Annotated in this window: 22 protein-coding genes and 4 tRNA genes; all 26 read left to right on the forward strand. The window is 60.4% G+C overall.

Features of this window, described 5'->3' with window-relative positions; translation table 11 throughout:
* The first annotated feature begins 15 nt into the window (after window positions 1-15).
* The 26 genes from H8S23_RS00180 to H8S23_RS00305 all read left to right on the forward strand — a co-directional run bounded on the left by H8S23_RS00180 (window position 16) and on the right by H8S23_RS00305 (window position 17,900).
* Window positions 16-1,218 (forward strand): RtcB family protein, encoded by a 1,203-nt coding sequence (locus H8S23_RS00180; protein ID WP_186886302.1) that lies wholly within the window; start codon window positions 16-18, stop codon window positions 1,216-1,218.
* Window positions 1,219-1,486: 268 nt separating this feature from the next.
* Window positions 1,487-2,104 (forward strand): DUF6553 family protein, encoded by a 618-nt coding sequence (locus tag H8S23_RS00185; RefSeq protein WP_186886303.1) that lies wholly within the window; start codon window positions 1,487-1,489, stop codon window positions 2,102-2,104.
* Window positions 2,101-2,835, forward strand: a complete 735-nt coding sequence (ymfI, locus tag H8S23_RS00190) for an elongation factor P 5-aminopentanone reductase (protein WP_186886304.1) — start codon at window positions 2,101-2,103, stop codon at window positions 2,833-2,835. The genes H8S23_RS00185 and ymfI overlap by 4 nt, the downstream gene beginning before the upstream one ends.
* A gap of 116 nt (window positions 2,836-2,951) precedes the next feature.
* Window positions 2,952-3,263, forward strand: coding sequence for a YerC/YecD family TrpR-related protein (locus H8S23_RS00195; RefSeq protein WP_186886305.1), 312 nt, complete (start codon window positions 2,952-2,954; stop codon window positions 3,261-3,263).
* 219 nt (window positions 3,264-3,482) lie between these two features.
* A tRNA-Gly gene (locus H8S23_RS00200) sits at window positions 3,483-3,558 on the forward strand.
* A gap of 84 nt (window positions 3,559-3,642) precedes the next feature.
* Window positions 3,643-3,718 (forward strand) — tRNA-Val (locus H8S23_RS00205).
* A gap of 5 nt (window positions 3,719-3,723) precedes the next feature.
* A tRNA-Asp gene (locus H8S23_RS00210) sits at window positions 3,724-3,800 on the forward strand.
* Window positions 3,801-3,803: 3 nt separating this feature from the next.
* A tRNA-Phe gene (locus H8S23_RS00215) sits at window positions 3,804-3,879 on the forward strand.
* Window positions 3,880-4,370: 491 nt separating this feature from the next.
* Window positions 4,371-5,303: an ATPase, T2SS/T4P/T4SS family gene (locus H8S23_RS00220; protein ID WP_186886306.1), complete on the forward strand. Its 933-nt coding sequence runs from the start codon at window positions 4,371-4,373 to the stop codon at window positions 5,301-5,303.
* The gene (locus tag H8S23_RS00225) at window positions 5,284-5,790 is read left to right on the forward strand and encodes a stage III sporulation protein AB (protein ID WP_243165841.1); all 507 of its coding nucleotides are present in this window, start codon (window positions 5,284-5,286) and stop codon (window positions 5,788-5,790) included. Before H8S23_RS00220 ends, H8S23_RS00225 begins: the two co-directional genes overlap by 20 nt.
* A gap of 21 nt (window positions 5,791-5,811) precedes the next feature.
* Window positions 5,812-6,006 (forward strand): stage III sporulation protein AC, encoded by a 195-nt coding sequence (gene spoIIIAC / locus H8S23_RS00230; protein ID WP_186886308.1) that lies wholly within the window; start codon window positions 5,812-5,814, stop codon window positions 6,004-6,006.
* Window positions 6,006-6,389 carry a stage III sporulation AC/AD family protein gene (locus H8S23_RS00235; RefSeq protein ID WP_243165842.1) on the forward strand — a complete coding sequence of 128 codons (384 nt, stop codon included), beginning with the start codon at window positions 6,006-6,008 and terminating at the stop codon, window positions 6,387-6,389. Before spoIIIAC ends, H8S23_RS00235 begins: the two co-directional genes overlap by 1 nt.
* A gap of 105 nt (window positions 6,390-6,494) precedes the next feature.
* Window positions 6,495-7,568 (forward strand): stage III sporulation protein AE, encoded by a 1,074-nt coding sequence (locus H8S23_RS00240; RefSeq protein WP_186886310.1) that lies wholly within the window; start codon window positions 6,495-6,497, stop codon window positions 7,566-7,568.
* Window positions 7,569-7,583: 15 nt separating this feature from the next.
* Window positions 7,584-8,063, forward strand: a complete 480-nt coding sequence (locus H8S23_RS00245) for a stage III sporulation protein AF (protein ID WP_186886311.1) — start codon at window positions 7,584-7,586, stop codon at window positions 8,061-8,063.
* Window positions 8,054-8,605 (forward strand): stage III sporulation protein AG, encoded by a 552-nt coding sequence (locus H8S23_RS00250; RefSeq protein WP_186886312.1) that lies wholly within the window; start codon window positions 8,054-8,056, stop codon window positions 8,603-8,605. The genes H8S23_RS00245 and H8S23_RS00250 overlap by 10 nt, the downstream gene beginning before the upstream one ends.
* Before the next feature lie 14 nt (window positions 8,606-8,619).
* On the forward strand, window positions 8,620-9,243 hold the full coding sequence (locus H8S23_RS00255) for a SpoIIIAH-like family protein (RefSeq protein ID WP_186886313.1): 624 nt from the start codon (window positions 8,620-8,622) through the stop codon (window positions 9,241-9,243).
* A gap of 427 nt (window positions 9,244-9,670) precedes the next feature.
* Window positions 9,671-10,054, forward strand: coding sequence for an Asp23/Gls24 family envelope stress response protein (locus H8S23_RS00260; protein WP_186886314.1), 384 nt, complete (start codon window positions 9,671-9,673; stop codon window positions 10,052-10,054).
* A gap of 138 nt (window positions 10,055-10,192) precedes the next feature.
* Window positions 10,193-10,651 (forward strand): transcription antitermination factor NusB, encoded by a 459-nt coding sequence (nusB, locus tag H8S23_RS00265; RefSeq protein WP_186886315.1) that lies wholly within the window; start codon window positions 10,193-10,195, stop codon window positions 10,649-10,651.
* A complete protein-coding gene (locus H8S23_RS00270) occupies window positions 10,648-11,586 on the forward strand; it encodes a tRNA (adenosine(37)-N6)-threonylcarbamoyltransferase complex transferase subunit TsaD (protein ID WP_186886316.1) in 939 nt (312 codons plus the stop codon). The genes nusB and H8S23_RS00270 overlap by 4 nt, the downstream gene beginning before the upstream one ends.
* Window positions 11,579-12,808: an exodeoxyribonuclease VII large subunit gene (xseA, locus tag H8S23_RS00275; protein ID WP_186886317.1), complete on the forward strand. Its 1,230-nt coding sequence runs from the start codon at window positions 11,579-11,581 to the stop codon at window positions 12,806-12,808. The genes H8S23_RS00270 and xseA overlap by 8 nt, the downstream gene beginning before the upstream one ends.
* Window positions 12,786-13,013, forward strand: a complete 228-nt coding sequence (gene xseB / locus H8S23_RS00280) for an exodeoxyribonuclease VII small subunit (RefSeq protein ID WP_186886318.1) — start codon at window positions 12,786-12,788, stop codon at window positions 13,011-13,013. Before xseA ends, xseB begins: the two co-directional genes overlap by 23 nt.
* Window positions 13,000-13,884 carry a polyprenyl synthetase family protein gene (locus H8S23_RS00285; protein ID WP_186886319.1) on the forward strand — a complete coding sequence of 295 codons (885 nt, stop codon included), beginning with the start codon at window positions 13,000-13,002 and terminating at the stop codon, window positions 13,882-13,884. Before xseB ends, H8S23_RS00285 begins: the two co-directional genes overlap by 14 nt.
* Before the next feature lie 17 nt (window positions 13,885-13,901).
* On the forward strand, window positions 13,902-14,375 hold the full coding sequence (locus tag H8S23_RS00290) for a divergent PAP2 family protein (RefSeq protein ID WP_186886320.1): 474 nt from the start codon (window positions 13,902-13,904) through the stop codon (window positions 14,373-14,375).
* Window positions 14,376-14,390: 15 nt separating this feature from the next.
* Complete coding sequence (dxs, locus tag H8S23_RS00295; protein WP_186886321.1) at window positions 14,391-16,268, forward strand: 1-deoxy-D-xylulose-5-phosphate synthase; 1,878 nt, start codon at window positions 14,391-14,393, stop codon at window positions 16,266-16,268.
* Window positions 16,252-17,070, forward strand: a complete 819-nt coding sequence (locus H8S23_RS00300) for a TlyA family RNA methyltransferase (RefSeq protein ID WP_186887200.1) — start codon at window positions 16,252-16,254, stop codon at window positions 17,068-17,070. The genes dxs and H8S23_RS00300 overlap by 17 nt, the downstream gene beginning before the upstream one ends.
* Window positions 17,067-17,900, forward strand: coding sequence for an NAD(+)/NADH kinase (locus tag H8S23_RS00305; RefSeq protein WP_186886322.1), 834 nt, complete (start codon window positions 17,067-17,069; stop codon window positions 17,898-17,900). Before H8S23_RS00300 ends, H8S23_RS00305 begins: the two co-directional genes overlap by 4 nt.
* Window positions 17,901-17,904: the final 4 nt, after the last annotated feature.

The raw sequence follows: 17,904 nt of genomic DNA on the forward strand, positions 1-17,904 counted from the left end.
AGAAAGGAAAACATCATGATCGAAATCAAGGGGAAATTCAATACCGCTCTGTGCTATACATCCGAGTTGGAAGAAAGAGCAGCGTCGCAGATCTGCGCGCTCTGTGATGAAGAGGCGTTCAAGGACAGTAAAATCCGCATTATGCCGGATGTTCATACCGGCAAAGGCTGCACTATTGGGACGACCATGACGATCACCGACAAAATCGTTCCTGGAATGGTGGGTGTGGATATCGGCTGCGGCATGGAGACGGTAAAAATCGCGCAGCGGGACGTCGACTTCGAAAAGCTGGACGCGCTGATCCACCGCGATATCCCCTGTGGACGAGAGATAAGGCACCTGCCGCACGAGTACAGCGCGCAACTTGACTTAACAGAACTTCGCTGCGCGCCCCATGTAAACCTGGACCGGGCGGCGAAAAGCATCGGCACTCTGGGCGGCGGCAATCATTTTATTGAGGCGGACCGCTCTGACACTGGCGACGTTTATGTCGTGGTCCATTCCGGCAGCCGCCATCTGGGCCTTGAGGTGGCCAATTACTATCAGGAGCAGGGGCGGCGGGCCCTATGGGGAGGCGCGCACTATCAAATCGGGCAGCTTATTGCGTCCCTCAAGGCAGAAGGCCGTTTTCAGGAGATCCAGCCCGCGGTGACCGCCCTTCAAAAAGAGCATCGTATCGCCATGCCCAAAGACCTGACCTATGTGCAGGGCAGGCTGTTTGAGGATTATATCCATGATATGCGCATTGTGCAGCGCTTCGCTGTGCTGAACCGCAAGGCGATGATGGACGTGATCCTGCGTGGTATGGGATTTTCCGCGGTGGAAGAATTCTCCACTATTCACAACTACGTCGACACTGACGAGATGATCCTCAGAAAAGGGGCGGTTTCCGCCCAGAAAGGTGAAAAGCTGCTTATTCCCATCAACATGCGCGACGGCAGCCTCATCTGTATCGGCAAAGGAAACCCCGATTGGAACTTTTCCGCGCCGCACGGAGCAGGGCGGCTGATGAGCCGGAGAGCGGCGTTTTCCTCTCTTTCCATGGAGCAGTATCGGGAGGAAATGAAAGATGTCTATTCCACCTGCGTCCTGCCGGATACGCTCGATGAATCCCCCATGGCATACAAGAGCATGGAGGATATCCTTGCACAGATCCAAGCCACTGCGCAGATGATAGAACACATCAAACCCATCTATAATTTTAAGGCGGCCGAATGATAAAAAGCCTATTTTCTCCATTTAACCAGCAAAATGGAAGACATATCATTCTGATAGACCTGTTTCCGCCAGGCCAGCGGCAATTAGGCAATTGAAAGAAATGGCAAAGGAGCGTCCCGCCGCCGCTCTTTTGCTTTTTTCTTCTCCTTGTGATAAGGATATGATATAATAATAAAAAACAGCCTGTCGGTTTTTCTTTCCCCCATTTTTGTACCTGGGGATAAGAGCCGCCGCTGGAACCAGCTGACTTGGATGGAGGAAAGCACCGATGCGAAAAGAGCGCGCGCCCTGGCCGGAATGTTATTATGAGGAGACCGACCCTTTGAAACGCAGGGCCCTTTTGGAAGAAGCCGTTGAAAAAGGGGAGGGGGACCCCGCTGTAAATGAGCTGCGTCAAAAGCTTTGGGCGCTGCGCTACGGCGAAAAGACGAAAAAAAATGCGCCGCCTGCCGACGGTTATGTGGCGCTGTGGGTGACGATGAGTTTCCGCCGCAAGGACGTGGATTCCCGGTTCCGGGTCCGCGCCGCGGAAAAAGAGCTCAGCGGCATGCTGGTCAAGCTGGGGATCGATTCCCCCGAAGCCGGCGAGGAAGAACGGTTTCTGGTCTATCGCGAGCTGGTGCACGCAATGGGCATCTATCTTTCCACCTGCACCGAGGGCAGTTACAATACCCAGATCTTCGGCCTGATGCGCCTGAAAAAAGAACGCCTGGTTGAAAAGATCGTCTATGACCTTTACAGCGTGGCCTATGAACTGCCGGTCAAGCTGGGCATGGAAGAAAAGTTTGAGCCGCTGCGGCGGGCAGCCTACGAGGCGTTTTCGGAAGCTTACCCCGACGATGTGGAGCTGCTGGACAACGTCATCTTCGGCGGTGGGGAATCGTGAACCGTACCGTGCTCGTCACCGGCGCTTCCCGCGGGATCGGCCGCGCCGCGGCAGAGCTGTTCGCCCGGCGGGGATATAATGTCGTTCTCGGCTGTAACCGGCACAAGCGGCAGGCGCTGGCGTTCAGCGAGCAGCTGAACGCCGCGGGACTGCAGACGGCGGTGCTGCAGGGAGACCTTTCCCAGCCGCAGGAGGCGGAAGCGCTGGTACAGGGGGCGGCAGAGCTTTTCGGCAGCCTGGACGTGCTGGTCAACAACGCGGGTATCTCCCGGACCGGCCTGTTTACGGACTTTACGCCCGCACAGTGGCGCGAAGTGCAGGCGGTCAATCTGGACAGCGTGTTTTACTGCGCCCGGGCGGCGGCAAAGCTGATGATCCCCCGCCAAGCGGGCAGCATCATCAACGTTTCCTCGATCTGGGGCGTCACGGGCGCTTCCTGCGAGGCGGCTTATTCCGCCTCCAAAGCGGCCGTGATCGGCCTGACCAAGGCGCTGGCAAAAGAACTGGGACCCAGCGGCATCCGGGTCAACTGTGTCGCCCCGGGCGTGGTGGACACTGAGATGAACGCGTCTTTGGGAGAAGCGGTGCTGGACGGCCTGGCCGAGGAGACGCCGCTGGGCCGCATCGGACGGCCCGAGGAGATTGCGGCGGCGATATTTTTTCTGGCAGGGGAAGAGGCCTCTTTTATCACGGGCCAGATACTCGGCGTCAACGGCGGGTTCCTGATCTGAGCACGCTTTCAAAATAAATTTATTTTTCCGGTTGCTTTTTTGCCTCTCTTTTACTATAATGAAGCTGTGAAGTGCGAAAGTAAAAATTACAGAGCAGAAATAAAGGAGCGGTGCTGATGGCAGCGAAGGATATTCTGCGGAGTCCCGAGACAGAACGGCTGTTCGAAGCGATATTATCATTGGAGAGTTATGAGGAATGCGCCTGCTTTTTGGAGGACCTGTGTACCATTAAAGAGCTGCGCGACATGGCCCAGCGGCTGAAAGCGGCCCAGATGCTGCTCTCCGGGTTTACCTATGACCAGATCCAAAAAGAAGTGGAGATCAGCACCGCGACCATCAGCCGGGTCAACCGCTGTATTCAGTACGGACCGGGCGGTTATGAACAGCAGCTGCGCAAGATCGGCGCGCTGAAAGAAAAAGAAAAATGACCCAGGCAGGCCGGGACGTCAAACAGACTGTCCCGGCCTGCTGCAGCTGCGGCGCAAGGGCACGGCAGAACGGCGCAAAAAAGGCGTCGTTTTGCAGTTTTGCCGCAAAGCGACAAAAAATGAAAAAATTTCAAAATCAATACTTGACATAGGGCGTATTTTGCTGTAAAATAAATTTCGTCGCCGCGGGTCAGAACATGACCTGAAGACAGAACATCTGCGGCTTTAGCTCATCTGGTAGAGCGCCACCTTGCCAAGGTGGAGGTAGCGAGTTCGAGCCTCGTAAGCCGCTCCATCACCGTTTTGCGGTGAAAATGATCTGGATATCCCGGTTGACTCGCACCGTCAATTGTGATATGACGATTGTCTGATCAGGTGCGGGAGCATAGCTCAGCTGGGAGAGCACCTGCCTTACAAGCAGGGGGTCACAGGTTCGAGCCCTGTTGTTCCCACCAGAGTTGGCCCGGTAGTTCAGTTGGTTAGAACGCTAGCCTGTCACGCTAGAGGTCGTGAGTTCGAGCCTCATCCGGGTCGCCATTTGCCTCTGTAGCTCAGTCGGTAGAGCAGGGGACTGAAAATCCCCGTGTCGGTGGTTCGATTCCGCCCGGAGGCACCAAAACAAAAAGTCCTGGCCAAATGGCCGGGACTTTTTGTTTTGGTCGGGTTGGACAGCGCCTGACGGTAAAAGTCCGGCAGGAGCGCTCTTTTTACCATCTGCGGCGCGCTTTTGTGCGCAGCGGTCCGTTTTGCCGCCCCGCCTTTGTTGTACCGCACAGTAGAAAGCAAGGAGAACTGTTTTGTCCGGAACGCCTCCGCTGTGCCGTCGGCCCTCGCTGCACCGTGAAAAATGTCCGCGGGGCGTTGCTCCGCCCGGCCGGAACGGTCGCTTTCTGCCGCGCACCGCGGCGGGGCGGATACGCCCTGTGTCCAACAGAACACCTTTGCTTTTTCTGCGTCCCGGCTGAAAATAGATGTCCTGCTTTTCAAAAGACCTATAAGGTAAAAAAGGACGGCCTCCGAAAGATCGCATTTTTCGGGGGCCGTCCTTTTTGTGGTTCTATCGGTGGACAGGTCTCAATATATTTTCTGGTAAGGGGGGCTTGTCTGATGTCTGAACGTTTTTTTGAGGCGGCGGTCCAGCTGCCGCAATTCCTCAGCACTGTGCTGATGCGGGTGGCCGAAAGGAAAGCGGCAGAAGTCACCGAGATCCGCCTGCGCAGCGGGAGGCCGGTACTGCTGACGCTGCCCGAGGGGAGCAGATATCTGCTGCGGGACGGCTCGCTGGAAGAAAAAGAGGGTCCAAGATCGGTGCGCCTGACGCACGGGCAGCTGGGAGAGTGCTTCCTTGCCCTGTGTCAATATTCGGTGCACAGCTATGAACGCGAGATCGCCGAGGGCTTTTTTACCATCAGCGGCGGCCACCGGGTGGGGGTCGCAGGCACGGCGGTGCGGGATGCGCAAGGCGGGATCTTGCAGATCAAATGCCCCACCTCCCTGTGTATTCGCGTCGCGCGCACGCCAAACGCCCTTTTACCGCAGCAGCTGTCCGAGCTGCTGCAGGAACCTGCGCTGGGCCTTTTGATCGCCGGGGCGCCTGCCAGCGGCAAGACGACGGTGCTGCGGGCCTGCTCTCTCGCGCTGTCTGAGCTTGGCAGGCGCACGGCAGTGGTGGACGAGCGCCGGGAGCTCTGGCCTGCCGGGGAACGGGGTTTTACAGATCCTCCCCCGGACAACTGCGATGTGCTGTCCGGCTATCCCAAACATCTGGGGATCCTGCAGGCGCTGCGCAGCCTCTCGCCGCAGGTGATCCTCTGCGACGAGGTGGGCGGGTCCGGCGACGCGCAGGCGGTCGCGGCCGGGGCCAACGCGGGCGTTGGGCTGGTCGTCACCATCCACGGCCGAAGCATGGAGGAATTGCGGCGCAGGCCGCAAGCGTGGGAGCTGCTGCAGACCGGGGCCTTTTACCGGGTGGTATTTCTCGCAGGGGCATCCTCCCCGGGAAAGGTGGCTTCGATCTGTGATGTGGACGCTGTTTTTTAAGCTGGCCGGCGCGCTGGTGATCGTGGCCTGCGGCTGGCTGGCTGGCAGCGGCGGCGCCTCCTCGCTGCGGACGAAGCGGATGTTTTACGAGGACATGATCGAACTGTGCGAACTGCTGCAGAACAACGTGGCCTATCAGCGGGACCCGCTGCCGGTATTCTTTGCAAGGGAGACGCAGGGACGGCAGTTCTCGGTCCTGCGCTTTGACACCCGGGGCCTGGAGGAATTTGCCTCCTGGAGGACACGCTTTTTGTCCGACACTCTGGCGCGGCTCTCGCTCTCCCCGCATGAGCAGTCTGTTTTTCACGAGTTTTTTCTGGGGCTCGGCAATGGAAGCGCCCAGGAGGAATGCGGCCGACTGCACTACTACGGCGCCCTTTTTGCCTCCGCGCAGGAGGAAGCGCGAAAAAAGGAGCGCGAGTGCGCAAGGCTTTACCGCAGCCTTGGCGTCTGCGCGGGGCTGACGGCCGCGATCTTACTATTTTAGCTTTTCGGGATGGAGAAAAACATGGATATTGATTTTGTGTTCAAGATCGCCGCGATCGGCATCATTGTCGCGGTGCTCAACCAGGTGCTGATCCGCTCGGGACGGGAAGAACAGGCCATGATGACCACCTTGGCCGGGCTGATCGTGGTGCTGATGATGATCGTGGGGCAGATCAGCGAGCTTTTCAGCACCATTAAATATCTTTTCAACCTGTGATGGGAGAGCTTGTCAAGATCGCCGCGATGGCGGTGGTCGCAGCCGTTCTGATCAGTGTGCTGAACCAGTACAGCAAGACCTATGCGGTGGTGGCGACCGTGGCGGTATGCTGCCTTTTCCTGCTTTACAGCGTCCGGATGCTCAGCCCGCTTCTCGACATGCTGGCCAGGCTTTCGGACACTTACAGCAGCGCTGATTTTGGCTGCGTGGTCAAGGCGGTGGGCATCGCCATCGTCACACAGGGGGCGGCGGATATCTGCGCCGATGCAGGACAGGGCGCTGTAGCCGGGCGGGTGGTGCTGGCGGGGAAGATCGCCATCGTGGCGGTGACCCTGCCGCTGTTCCAAAGCCTTGTCGAGCTGCTGGCAGAGCTGCTGCGATAAAAATGCGGCCGCGGGGAGAGCGCTCTTCGCTGGGCAAAAGCGCGGGGTTTGCGCCTGTCGTTTCCCGCCGGCGCGCCGGGCCGTAAATTTTCGAGGAGCAAAAGGATGAAAAAAATAGTGGCGCTGCTGATCCTGATGCTGATGCTGGCGGTCCCTGTGGCCGCCGCCTCAGACGAGAGGGAGGACTACGGCCTGCCCCAGCAGGTGAGCGAATTTTTAGACAAGTACGGCGAGGGGGCCGAAAAGCTGCAGGAGCTGACCCCGCAAGGCCTGTGGGAAGCGCTGCTCCGCGCGCTGAAAGAGCAGCTGCAGCGGCCTCTTAAAATGTTCTATCAGCTGGCGGCAGTGCTGGTGCTGGCCGCCCTGGCAAAGGCCATGACGGCAGACTGGGCCAACATGCAGGTGGGCCGGCAGGTGGATATGGCTGTCATTCTCGCCTCTTTTCTGTTTGCCTGCCGCCCGCTTTTACAGCTGCTCTCAGAGATCGGAGAAATGATATTGGAGTGCAAGACCTTTGTGGTCAGCTTTGTGCCGGTGTTCGCCACCGTGATGGCGACCTGCGGCCAGCCGGCGGCAGGCGCGGTGTACACGGGCTTTTTTCTCTCCAGCGTCGTGGTGGCGGCCACGCTGATCACCGGGGTGCTGCTGCCTTTTATGAAGATCTATATGGCACTTAATATCTCCGGCGGCCTTTCCTCCGCCGTGGACCTCGGCGGCCTGGCGGCCATGGTCTCCAAATTCATCAAATGGGGGCTGGGGCTCATCGCCACCGTGTTCGGTGCTGTGATCGGGCTGCAGAGCCTTTTGGCAGGGGCGGCGGACAGCGTCGCCCTCAAGGCGGGTAAATTTTTGATTGGCAGCAGCGTGCCGGTGATCGGCGGCGCGGTCTCGGATGCCATCGGCACGGTCTATGCCGGGCTCAAAGTGGTCAAGGGCACGGCGGGGGCGGCGGGCATCTGCGCCATCGTGGTCCTGTTTGCGCCCCTGCTGCTGCGCTGCCTTGCCTACTATTTTTCACTCAGCCTTGCCGCGGCCGCGGCCACGGTGACCGGCAACGGCAAGGCTTCCAGGGTGTTCGGGGGATTTTGCGAGTGCCTGGAACTCTACATTTCGATCCTGATCTTCTTTGCAGTGATGATCATCCTGTCGACCGCTCTGATGATCTCACTGGGAAATTGAGGGGAGGCAAAGCAGATGGAGTTGATCCGCAAGTGGGTGCTGGTGCTCTGCGTCAGCGCGGTGCTCGTCTCGGTGCTGCAGAGCGTACTGCCCGAGAAGGGCTCTTTTTCAGTCATAAAGCTGGTGCTGTCCCTATATATTTTAATAACCCTCATCTCGCCGGTCAGGGAGTTTTCCGCCGCGGATCTCAGCCTCTCGCTGGAACAGTCGCAGCCTGCTTACGTGCAGGCCGACCTGACGGAAAGTATTCTGGGGCAGGCGGGGCGGCAGCTGGAGGCCACGGTCACACGCGGGCTGGAGGGGGCCGGGTTCGAGCCCGGCGAAGTATCGGTCGAACTTGCACTGAATGAAAGCGGGGAAGCGGTCCTGGCCTCTGTGACCGTGGTATGCAATGGGGACGCAGAAACGATTCGGGAAACGGTGGACAGTGCGCTGGGATGTGAGGCGCCGCTCGTCCTTTCCGCCCGGGATGGAATGGAAGAGACATGGAACTGAAAAAGCTATGGGAACGATTCAAGGCCCCGGAGGGGAAAAAGAAAAGGACCAGCGCCCTGTTTCTTCTCGGTCTGGCTGGCATCCTGCTGATCTTTCTCTCGGATCTGGCGGGACAAAAGACAAAGGCGCCGGCTGAGGCGGAGGGCGAAAACCTCGAACTTTACGTCCAAAAGCTGGAAGAGCGGCTGCTGGATACCGTCAAGGTCGTCCAGGGCGTGGGGAAAGTAAAGGTCATGCTGACGCTGGAGGGCGGAGCCGAGACGGTGTACGCCTTTACCGAAAAAAGCTCAAAAACGCAGACCGTTTCCGATTCGGGAGCGAATTCCAGCCAGCAGAGCAGCTATGAGAATGAATTTGTCCTTGTGGACGCCGGGTCCGGCCGTCAGGCTCTGGTAGAGACCGCGCGCGAACCGGAGATCAAAGGGGTGGCCATCGTATGCGAGGGCGGCGACGACGTTGCCGTGGTCAAACGCATTACCGATGTCGTGTCGGTAGTTCTGGGCATACCAACGAACCGTATCTGTGTAACAAAAATGACATAACGGAGGAAATATGTATGAAAAGCATGCTCAACCGAAAGAAGATCACCCTTTTGACCCTTGTCGTCGCGCTCGGCGTTGCGGTCTATCTGAACTGGGAGTACGCCAAGACCGGATCAGCGGATTTTGGGCTGACGACGGGTTCTTCCGCAAGCACGGTGCAGACCGCCGCCCAGCCCAATGGCGACGCGGGTCTGGAGGTGCAGGGCGAGGCCGAAAGCCAGCCGCCGGCAGCGGATAAAAACTATGGCGACGCCCAGCTGGTCTCTCTTTCCACCTCGGGGGATTCGAAATATTTTGACGAGGCGCGGCTCACCCGTTCCAAGACGCGGGACGAAGCTCTGGACACTCTTCAGAAATCGCTGAAAAACTCGAAACTCAGCGACGAAGAGAAAAAGGCGCTGACCGATCAGCTCTCGGGCATCATCACCAGCATTGCGGCCGAGGGCGAGATCGAAAATATGGTCAAGGCCAAAGGCTTTGTGGACTGCGTCGCTTTTCTGGACGGGGATAAGGCGAACATCACGGTAAAGACTAAAAGCGACGCGCTGACCAAGAGCGAGGTGGCTCAGATCAGGGATATCGTGATCGCCAAATCGGATATTTCAGCCAAAAACATCACGGTGGTCGAGGTGAAATAGCGCGCGCGGCGTTTGTTGCATGCCAAAGAAATAAATGGTATAATAATCGCAAGTGATACCATTTATGCGCAGCGCCTCGCCGCGCATGCAGCCGCACACACGGCAACCCGCTTTGGATGCGCGCTGGTATCACGGCCACCGGCGCGGCTGCTGTCGTATAGCCGCAGGCGGTCAGGATATCGCTTATTGCGGCGCTTTGGGCTCTGCCTTAAAAGCGGAAAGCGGTCGGGATGCGGCGACAGCTGCAGCGCAGCTTCCAGCCGGCCTTTTCCCCGGTCGCGGGGCCATGCGCCGGATGGTCCGGGCAGACACCTTACCGCTATGGCCGCAAAGCGAACAAAGATCAACGACCGGGCCGGCGATCTTTCCTGCGGGGCTTGTTTTCGCCCTGGAAAGCAGACGGCCACAGATAAAAGGAGGCACTTTCATGGAAGTGAAAAGTTCTGATATGATGGGCGGCAGCCTGCAGATCTCTACCGACGTCATTGCAAAGATCTCCCGCCTCGCGGCGCTGGAGATCGATGGGGTCAAGGCGGTCTCCTGCGGCAACTCCCCGGTAAAGGGCATGTTCGCCAAAGTCAGCATCCAGAAGCCGGTGACCGTGAAACTGACCGACGAGGTCGCTGAGATCACGGTGGATGTGGTCGTGCGCTATGGGTACCGCATCCCCTCGGTCAGCGAAGCGCTGCAAAAGAACGTGAAAGCGTCGGTGCAGAACATGACCGGCATCACCGTCTCAAAGGTGAATGTCGTGGTCACCGGCGTCTCGCTGCAGCAGCCCTCCGACGAGGACGCGGCAGAAGAAATTTGAACGACCAAAAAATAGCCGCCGTGCGGCTATTTTTCGTGTCTCCGGCTTTGCGGACGGCTTTCCGCAAACCGGGGACGTGAGTGTTTTTTGGCTCTCCCGCCCCGGCAGGAGGGCAAATTTGTGCAAAAGGGGTATCCGATGAAAAGACGTACAGCCAGAGAAAACGCTTTTATCGCCGCGTTTGAGGAGTCCTTCCGGCCCGGCAGCATGGAGGAGATCATCGCCTATTCCCGCGAAGCAGGCGAGTTGGAGGTCGACGCTTTCGGCGAAACGCTGCTCACCGGCCTGGTCCTGCACCGTGAAGAAGCGGACAAGCTGATCGAGCCCAAGCTGAAAAACTGGAAGATGAACCGCATCCCGCGGGTCTGTCTGGTCGCGTTGGAGCTGGCGGTGACCGAAATGTTCTTCGGCGCAGAGGAAGATCTGGACAGTGTGATCATCAACGAGGCGGTCGAGCTGGTCAAAAAGTTCGGTGGAGAAGAGGACTACCAGTTTGTCAACGGCGTTTTGGGCTCTCTGGCAAGGGAGCGTTCCGGCGCGGAGCAGGCGCAGGAAACCGCCGAGGCCGCCCCTTTGACGGAGGAAGACCGGGCGTGAGTACGTTTCTGGGCATCGATACCAGCAATTACGCCACCTCTCTGGCTGTCTACGATGCGGCAAGCGGCCGCGTGCCGGTCATGCTCAAGCGCTTTTTGCCGGTGCGGGAGGGGGCGCTGGGGCTGCGCCAGAGCGACGCGGTATTTCATCACACGGCAGCGCTGCCGGAGATGATCGACGAGCTGAAATCAAAAACCGATTGCAGGGAGCTTTCTGCCGTGGGCGTGTCCGTCAAACCGCGCCCGGTGGAAGGCTCCTATATGCCTTGTTTTCTGGTGGGGCGCGCCATCGGCAGCGCGGTGAGCGCCGCTTTGGGCATCCCTCTGGTGGAGACCACCCACCAGCAGGGACATATCGCCGCGGCGCTGTACGCGGCGGGGGGCGACCTGTATGAAAAACGGGCGCTGGTGTTCCATATTTCCGGCGGCACCACCGAACTGCTCCTGGTAGAGCGGCTGCAGGTGCTGCGGGTGGTGGGCGCCTCACAAGATCTCTACGCGGGACAGGCTGTGGACCGCTTGGGCGTAAAGCTGGGCTACGGCTTTCCCGCAGGGGCGGAGGTGAGCCGCCTTGCCGCCTCCTGTGCAGAGCAGCCCGACCCGCGGGTGAGCGTGCAGGGGACCAACTGCAGCCTGTCCGGCCTGCAGAATCAGTGCGAAAAGCTGCTGGCCGAGGGCCGGGACCCAGCGTATGTCTCAAAATACTGTCTGACCGCCATCGCCAAGACCGTGACGCGGATGCTGCAGGCCGCCCAGGCGCAGGAGGGCCGTCTGCCCTGTGTCTGCGCGGGCGGCGTGATGAGCAGTGGTATCATCCGCGATCATGTCACGGCCCGGGTGCCGGGCGTTCGGTTCGTACCGGGGGAATTTTCCTCCGACAACGCCGCCGGCGCGGCGATCCTGGCGGCAAGGAGCGGGGAGGGGACACATGGCTAATATCATCACGGTCACGGCGCTCAACCGGTACGTCAGATCCCTGCTGGAAAGCGACGCGGTGCTCACCGACGTGGCGATCCGCGGTGAAGTCCAAAATTTTGTGCATCACCGCAGCGGGCATTTCTATTTTTCTCTCAAAGACGAGACCTGCTCGGTCAAGGCGGTCATGTTCCGCAGCAATGCGGCCAGGCTGAGCTTTGAACCCGAAAACGGCATGAGCGTGGTGGTGCGCTGCCGCGTGAGCCTGTATGAGCGGGACGGCGCCTTTCAGGTCTATGTGGAAGATCTGTTCCCCGACGGGCTGGGCGCCGCGCAGATGGCATTCGAGCAGCTCAAGGCACGGCTGGCGAAAGAGGGGCTTTTCGCGCCGGAGAAAAAAAAGCCGCTGCCCGCTTTTCCGCACCGGATCGGCCTTGTCACCTCCAAAAGCGGGGCCGCCCTGCACGATATCCTCTCGGTGGCGCAGCGCCGCTGGCCCGCCGCCCGCTTTCTTCTGGCGCATGCGGGCGTGCAGGGACGGGAGGCGGAGGACGAGCTCGCCGGGGCGGTGCAGCGTCTGGATGCAGAGGGGCAGGTGGATGTGATCATCGTCGCCCGCGGCGGCGGCTCCCGCGAGGATCTCTGGGTCTTTAACGGGGAAAAGCTCGCGCGCACCGTATATGCCTGCCGCACGCCGGTGGTCAGCGCGGTGGGGCACGAGATCGACTACACCATCCTGGATTTTGTGGCGGATCTGCGCGCCGCGACCCCGACCGCGGCGGCCGAACTGGTGCTGCCGGACGGCCCTGCGCTGCGGGCGCAGGTGGTCCAGCTGCGGGAAAAAGCCCGCGCCCTGGTTTTGCGGCGGCTGCAGATGTGTTATAATGAATATCATGCCCTGTCGTCGCTTTCCGCCTATGCGCGCCTGCCGCGCAGGGTGGAACAGGCGCAGCAGCAGCTTGCCGCCGCAAAGGAAACGCTGCGGGGCGCTGTGGGCCGGTCCGCGGCGCAAAAGTCGGAGCAGCTCTCCCGGGCGGCGGCGCTGCTGGACTCACTGAGCCCGCATCGCACGCTGTCCCGCGGCTATTGCGCCGCCCTGAAGGACGGACGTGCCGTGCGCCTCAGGGAAGAGCTTTCCCCGGGCGACCGCCTCACACTGCTGTTCAGTGGTTTTGGGGCGCGCTGCACGGTGGACAAGATCACGGAAGGGAGCTTGCCGGATGAAGAAAAAACAGAGCTTTGAGGAGATGCTGGACGAGCTGAACGGGATGATCGCCCGGCTTTCGGACGACGACACCCCTCTCGAAGAGGCGCTGAAGCTCTACGCCCAGGCGGCGGAGAAGATCGCCGCCTGCAGCGGGGTGCTGGAAAACGCCAAGGTGCAGATCGAAGAGATCGGCAGGACGATGGAACAGCAGACGGAAGGCGGTCAGGATGAAAAGCTATAGCGAACAGTATGCCGCTTATGGGAACGCGCTGGAAGAGCAGCTGAGGCTGGAGTGCGGGCGCAGGTTTGTCCCCGGTTCTGCGGTGGGCGAAGCGGCCCGCTACAGCCTGATGGCCGGCGGCAAGCGGGTGCGTGGCGTCCTCACCCTGGCGTTCTGCGACCTGCTGGACGGGGACAGAAATACGGCCGCTGCTTTTGGGGCGGCCGTGGAAATGCTGCACTGCTATTCGCTGATCCACGACGACCTGCCCTGCATGGACGATGCGGCTACCCGCCGCGGACAGCCGTCCTGCCACAAAAAATTCGGCGAAGCTACAGCCCTGCTGGCGGCGGATGCGCTGCTCACGGAGGCCTTTGAGGTGATCGCTGCAAGCGGTGCGCAGAACGCGCAGGCGGCCGCCGCCGTCGCCTGTCTCGCCCGCGCTGCAGGCGGCCGGGGGATGGTCTACGGCCAGGAGCTGGACCTCGCTTTTGAACAAAAGCAGCCCTCCGAGCAGGAGCTCACCCTCATCCACACGCACAAGACCGGGGACCTGATCCACGCGGCGGGGCTGCTGGGCGTATTGGCCTCGGCCCACACGCCGCAGGACGAGGAGGAATGCGGCGCTTATACCCGCGCCGTGGGGCTGGTGTTCCAGATCGTGGACGACGTGCTGGACTGTACCTCCACGGCACAGCAGATGGGCAAGCCGGTGGGCAGCGACGCCGCGGCGGGAAAGATCACCTTTGCGACCCTCAAGGGACCGGCAGCTGCCATGCAGCAGGCGCAGCAGCTTACAGAGCGCGCCTGTGAGCGGCTGACCGGCGTTTACGGCGGCCGCGCGGAGTTCCTTGTGGAGCTGGCGCGTTCGCTGGCGGCACGAAAAAGCTGAAAAGAAGGGCGGATCAAATGCAAAAGTTGTGTGGATTTCTGGCGTGCAACTATATTCTGTACGTCCCGCTTCTTTCCTGGCTTGCCGCGCAGATCTGCAAAACGATCATCGATTTGTTCCTCACCGGCAAGCTGGACCTGGAGCGGATGTTCGGCGCGGGCGGCATGCCCAGCGCCCATTCGGCCCTGGTCTGCTCCATGACCATTGCCACCGCGCGCAAATTCGGGGTGTCCTCGCCCTTTTTTGCTTTTGCGTTTATCCTTGCCGCTATCGTCATGTACGACGCGATGGGGGTGCGCCGCGCCGCGGGCGAGCAGGCAAAAGTGCTCAACCGCATCGTGGACGACTGGATGAACGAGGAGGACGACGAGGAAAATCCCCTGCGGGAAAACGGGAAGCGCCTCAAAGAAAAGGTGGGCCACACCCCGTTCGAGGTGCTCAGCGGCGCGCTGCTGGGCATCCTGATGGCAATGATCTTTCCCGTTACATGATAGGAGTTGGAAGACATGCAAAACATCCTGGATAAGATCCTATCCGGAGAATTGCAGTTGAAAGGACTTCCCGCGGACCGGCTCGATCAGCTGTGCGCCGAGATCCGCGGCTTTTTGATCGAACACGTCTCCAGAACAGGCGGCCATCTATCCTCCAATCTGGGCACCGTAGAGCTGACGGTGGCGCTGCACCGGGTTTTTACCACCCCGCAGGACGCCATTGTCTTTGACGTGGGGCACCAGTGCTATACCCACAAGATCCTCACGGGGCGGGCAGGGCGTTTTGATACCCTGCGCCGCGCGGGGGGGCTTTCCGGCTTCCCAAACCGGGAAGAGAGCCCGCACGACGCCTTTATCGCCGGGCACGGCAACACGGCGCTGTCGGCAGCCGTGGGCATTGCCCGGGCAAAAAAGCTGAAGGGGGAGCCGGGCACCGTGGTTGCGGTGATCGGGGACGGCGCCTTTACCGGGGGCATGGTTTATGAGGGGATGAACAACATCGACACCCTCGACAATCTGGTGGTGGTCCTCAACGACAACAAGATGTCCATCTCCAAAAATGTCGGCTCGGTCTCCCGCTATCTCACCAGCCTGCGCACAAGTCCCTCTTATCACACGGCCAAGCACCGCACGGAGGATATTCTGGACAAGACCCCCGTGGTTGGACGCTACATCAAAGAGGCGCTTGTCTATTCCAAATCCGTGCTGCGGCGCAGCATCTACAATTCCACTTTTTTCGAGGAGATGGGGTTTCAGTACCTGGGCCCGCTGGACGGCCATGATCTGGAGGATCTCATCGCCGCTTTTTCCAGCGCCAAAGAGTATGACAGCCCGCTTTTTCTGCACATCGAAACTGTAAAAGGAAAAGGCTTTACACCGGCGGAGCGAAATCCTGCCGCTTTTCACGGGGTGGGCGCTTTCGATACCCGGAACCTGCCGGACCCGGACGAGCCGATGAACGATTCTTTCTCCGAGGCGATGGGCAGCACGCTGGCCGATTTTGCCGATACGGACAGCCGGGTCTGCGCCGTTACCGCCGCCATGAAATACGCCACCGGGCTGCATCATTTTTCAAAAAAGCACCGGGACCGCTTTTTTGACGTGGGCATGGCGGAACAGCACGCGGTCACCTTTGCGGCAGGGCTGGCGGTGGAGGGGATGCGCCCGTTGGTGGCGCTGTATTCGACCTTTTTCCAGCGCAGTTACGATCAGTTCATCCATGACGTCAACCTGCAAAAGGCGGACGTGCTGTTCGCCATCGACCGGGCCGGGCTGGTGCCGGGAGATGGAGAGACCCATCAGGGCATTTACGACGTGGCTTTTTTCAGTCAGTTTGAGGATGTGCCGCTCTACGCGCCCTGCAACTATGCCGAACTGCGCTTCTGGCTGCTGCGCCTGCTGTCGCCGCAGTGCTCCGGCCCGCGGGCCATCCGTTACCCCAAGGGAGCGGAATGCCGTGAACTGGCGGCGCTGGGCTGCAGCGGCGAACCCTTTGACTGTGTGCTTCACAGCGGCGCCGAAGCCCCGGTCGCTCTGGTAAGCTATGGCCTGCTGACGCGGGAGGCGCTGGCGGCGGGCCGTGCGCTGACGGCGGAGGGCCTGCCGGTGGACGTCTACAAGGTCACCCGTCTCAATCCGCTGCCGGAAAAGCTGGTCTTGCTTTTGTGTGCTTACAGCCGGGTGTACACGGCTGAGGACGCCATCGTCTCCGGCTCGCTGGGGGCGCATCTGGGGCTGGCGCTGCAGCGGCGGGACTATGCGGGCCGTTATCGCAGCCGCGGGCTGCCGGCAGGACATATCGACCACGCTGAGGTGCCGCAGCTGCAAAAAATGTACGGTCTTGACCGGGACGGCATAATCAAATGGATAAAGGATGATGGAAAGCGTGGGTAGCAGGCTGGATCTTTATCTCACCGAGCACGGCATGGTGCAGAGCCGGGAGCGCGCCAAAGCCCTGATCATGGAGGGACTGGTCTATCTCAACGGCGAGAAAGCCGACAAGGCGGGCATCACAGTGCCGGAGGGCGCCAGGGTGGAGCTGCGCGGGCAGGACATCAAATATGTCAGCCGCGGGGGCCTGAAGCTGGAAAAAGCGTTTGCGGAATTCCCGCTGGAGCTGAACGGCCGCGTGTGCATGGATATCGGCGCTTCCACCGGGGGGTTTACCGACTGCATGCTGCAGAACGGGGCGGTAAAGGTCTACTGCGTGGATGTGGGCTACGGGCAGCTGGCCTGGAAGCTGCGCTGTGATGAGCGGGTGGTCAACCTGGAGCGCACCAATATCCGTTATCTCACCAGTGAAAAGGTTCCCGACAAGATCGATTTTTTCAGTGTCGACGTCTCTTTTATCTCCCTCAGGCATGTTTTCCCCGTTGCCGCGGCCCTCACAGCCGCAGACGCCGCCGGCGTCTGCCTGGTAAAGCCGCAGTTTGAGGCCGGCCGGGAAAAGGTCGGCAAAAAGGGCGTGGTGCGGGAAGCCGAGACCCACCGCGAGGTCATCCAAAACGCGGTCGGGTATGCGGCGGCAGCGGGCTTTTGTCCGGCAGGGCTGTCGTTTTCCCCCATCAAAGGGCCGGAGGGGAACATCGAATTTCTGCTTTTTGTCACGCGGGGCGGGCAGTCCGCGGTGGGGGAAGCGCGCATCTGCGAGGTGGTGGAACAGGCGCACGCCGCCCTGGCGGAGGAAAAAAAATGAAAGTGCTGCTCATTGTCAACGCCGCAAAAGAGGAGGCTGTGCGCTGCGCGCGCCGTGCCGGCGAGATCCTGACGCGGGAAGGCGCGGAATGGTCCGTCTCTCAGGCAGACCTGCCCACGGGAGACGACGCCTGTGCGGAAGCACAGGCCGTGCGCAGCTGCGACGTTGTGGTCACGATCGGCGGCGACGGCACGCTGCTGCACGCTGCCACGCAGGCCGCGCGCTGGCAAAAACCCATCCTTGGCATCAACGTGGGGCGGGTGGGCTTTTTGGCCACCGTGGAGGCCTCCGAGCTGGAGCTGCTTGCGAAGCTGGTCAAAAACGAATATACTTTGGATAAACGCCTCATGCTGGCCGCGCGGGTGGACGGGACGACCCGCTACCGCAGCGACGCCCTGAACGATGTGGTCATCAGCAAGGGCGCCGGCACCAACACCATCCGGTTTGATATCTACTGCGACGGCACCCAGGTGAGCAGTTATCGCGGCGACGGGGTAGTCATCGCCACGCCGACCGGGTCTACCGCCTATTCGCTGTCCGCCGGCGGCCCGATCCTGGACGCGCAGATCGGCGGCATCCTTGTCACCCCGATCTGCGCGCACAGCCTCAACACGCCGCCGATGGTCTTTTCCGCCCGCCGCAGCCTGCGCATCGTCACCGCCGAACACCGCGCGGGCGGGGCCTATCTCTCCACCGACGGCCGCGACTATGTGGCGCTGGACCCAAAAGACGACATCCTGATCGGACTTTCGCAAAAGCATCTCTCGCTGGTCAGCTTTTGTGAAGCGGACCAGTTCCGTGCGATCGACAAAAAACTGAAAGGGAGATGATGCG

It is taken from the genome of Anaerofilum hominis (genome assembly GCF_014287275.1).
Lineage (GTDB): Bacteria > Bacillota > Clostridia > Oscillospirales > Ruminococcaceae > Pygmaiobacter > Pygmaiobacter hominis.

What these genes read in the sequence shown, in the direction of transcription:
- H8S23_RS00255 (WP_186886313.1), top strand. Translation starts at nt 8,620, where the DNA reads ATGAAAAGCATGCTCAACCGAAAGAAGATCACCCTTTTGACCCTTGTC.
- H8S23_RS00195 (WP_186886305.1), top strand. Translation starts at nt 2,952, where the DNA reads ATGGCAGCGAAGGATATTCTGCGGAGTCCCGAGACAGAACGGCTGTTC.
- H8S23_RS00220 (WP_186886306.1), top strand. Translation starts at nt 4,371, where the DNA reads ATGTCTGAACGTTTTTTTGAGGCGGCGGTCCAGCTGCCGCAATTCCTC.
- H8S23_RS00235 (WP_243165842.1), top strand. Translation starts at nt 6,006, where the DNA reads ATGGGAGAGCTTGTCAAGATCGCCGCGATGGCGGTGGTCGCAGCCGTT.
- xseA (WP_186886317.1), top strand. Translation starts at nt 11,579, where the DNA reads ATGGCTAATATCATCACGGTCACGGCGCTCAACCGGTACGTCAGATCC.
- H8S23_RS00260 (WP_186886314.1), top strand. Translation starts at nt 9,671, where the DNA reads ATGGAAGTGAAAAGTTCTGATATGATGGGCGGCAGCCTGCAGATCTCT.
- nusB (WP_186886315.1), top strand. Translation starts at nt 10,193, where the DNA reads ATGAAAAGACGTACAGCCAGAGAAAACGCTTTTATCGCCGCGTTTGAG.
- spoIIIAC (WP_186886308.1), top strand. Translation starts at nt 5,812, where the DNA reads ATGGATATTGATTTTGTGTTCAAGATCGCCGCGATCGGCATCATTGTC.
- H8S23_RS00225 (WP_243165841.1), top strand. Translation starts at nt 5,284, where the DNA reads ATGTGGACGCTGTTTTTTAAGCTGGCCGGCGCGCTGGTGATCGTGGCC.
- H8S23_RS00245 (WP_186886311.1), top strand. Translation starts at nt 7,584, where the DNA reads ATGGAGTTGATCCGCAAGTGGGTGCTGGTGCTCTGCGTCAGCGCGGTG.
- H8S23_RS00180 (WP_186886302.1), top strand. Translation starts at nt 16, where the DNA reads ATGATCGAAATCAAGGGGAAATTCAATACCGCTCTGTGCTATACATCC.
- H8S23_RS00305 (WP_186886322.1), top strand. Translation starts at nt 17,067, where the DNA reads ATGAAAGTGCTGCTCATTGTCAACGCCGCAAAAGAGGAGGCTGTGCGC.
- H8S23_RS00290 (WP_186886320.1), top strand. Translation starts at nt 13,902, where the DNA reads ATGCAAAAGTTGTGTGGATTTCTGGCGTGCAACTATATTCTGTACGTC.
- H8S23_RS00250 (WP_186886312.1), top strand. Translation starts at nt 8,054, where the DNA reads ATGGAACTGAAAAAGCTATGGGAACGATTCAAGGCCCCGGAGGGGAAA.
- H8S23_RS00185 (WP_186886303.1), top strand. Translation starts at nt 1,487, where the DNA reads ATGCGAAAAGAGCGCGCGCCCTGGCCGGAATGTTATTATGAGGAGACC.
- H8S23_RS00240 (WP_186886310.1), top strand. Translation starts at nt 6,495, where the DNA reads ATGAAAAAAATAGTGGCGCTGCTGATCCTGATGCTGATGCTGGCGGTC.
- H8S23_RS00300 (WP_186887200.1), top strand. Translation starts at nt 16,252, where the DNA reads ATGGAAAGCGTGGGTAGCAGGCTGGATCTTTATCTCACCGAGCACGGC.
- xseB (WP_186886318.1), top strand. Translation starts at nt 12,786, where the DNA reads ATGAAGAAAAAACAGAGCTTTGAGGAGATGCTGGACGAGCTGAACGGG.
- dxs (WP_186886321.1), top strand. Translation starts at nt 14,391, where the DNA reads ATGCAAAACATCCTGGATAAGATCCTATCCGGAGAATTGCAGTTGAAA.
- H8S23_RS00285 (WP_186886319.1), top strand. Translation starts at nt 13,000, where the DNA reads ATGAAAAGCTATAGCGAACAGTATGCCGCTTATGGGAACGCGCTGGAA.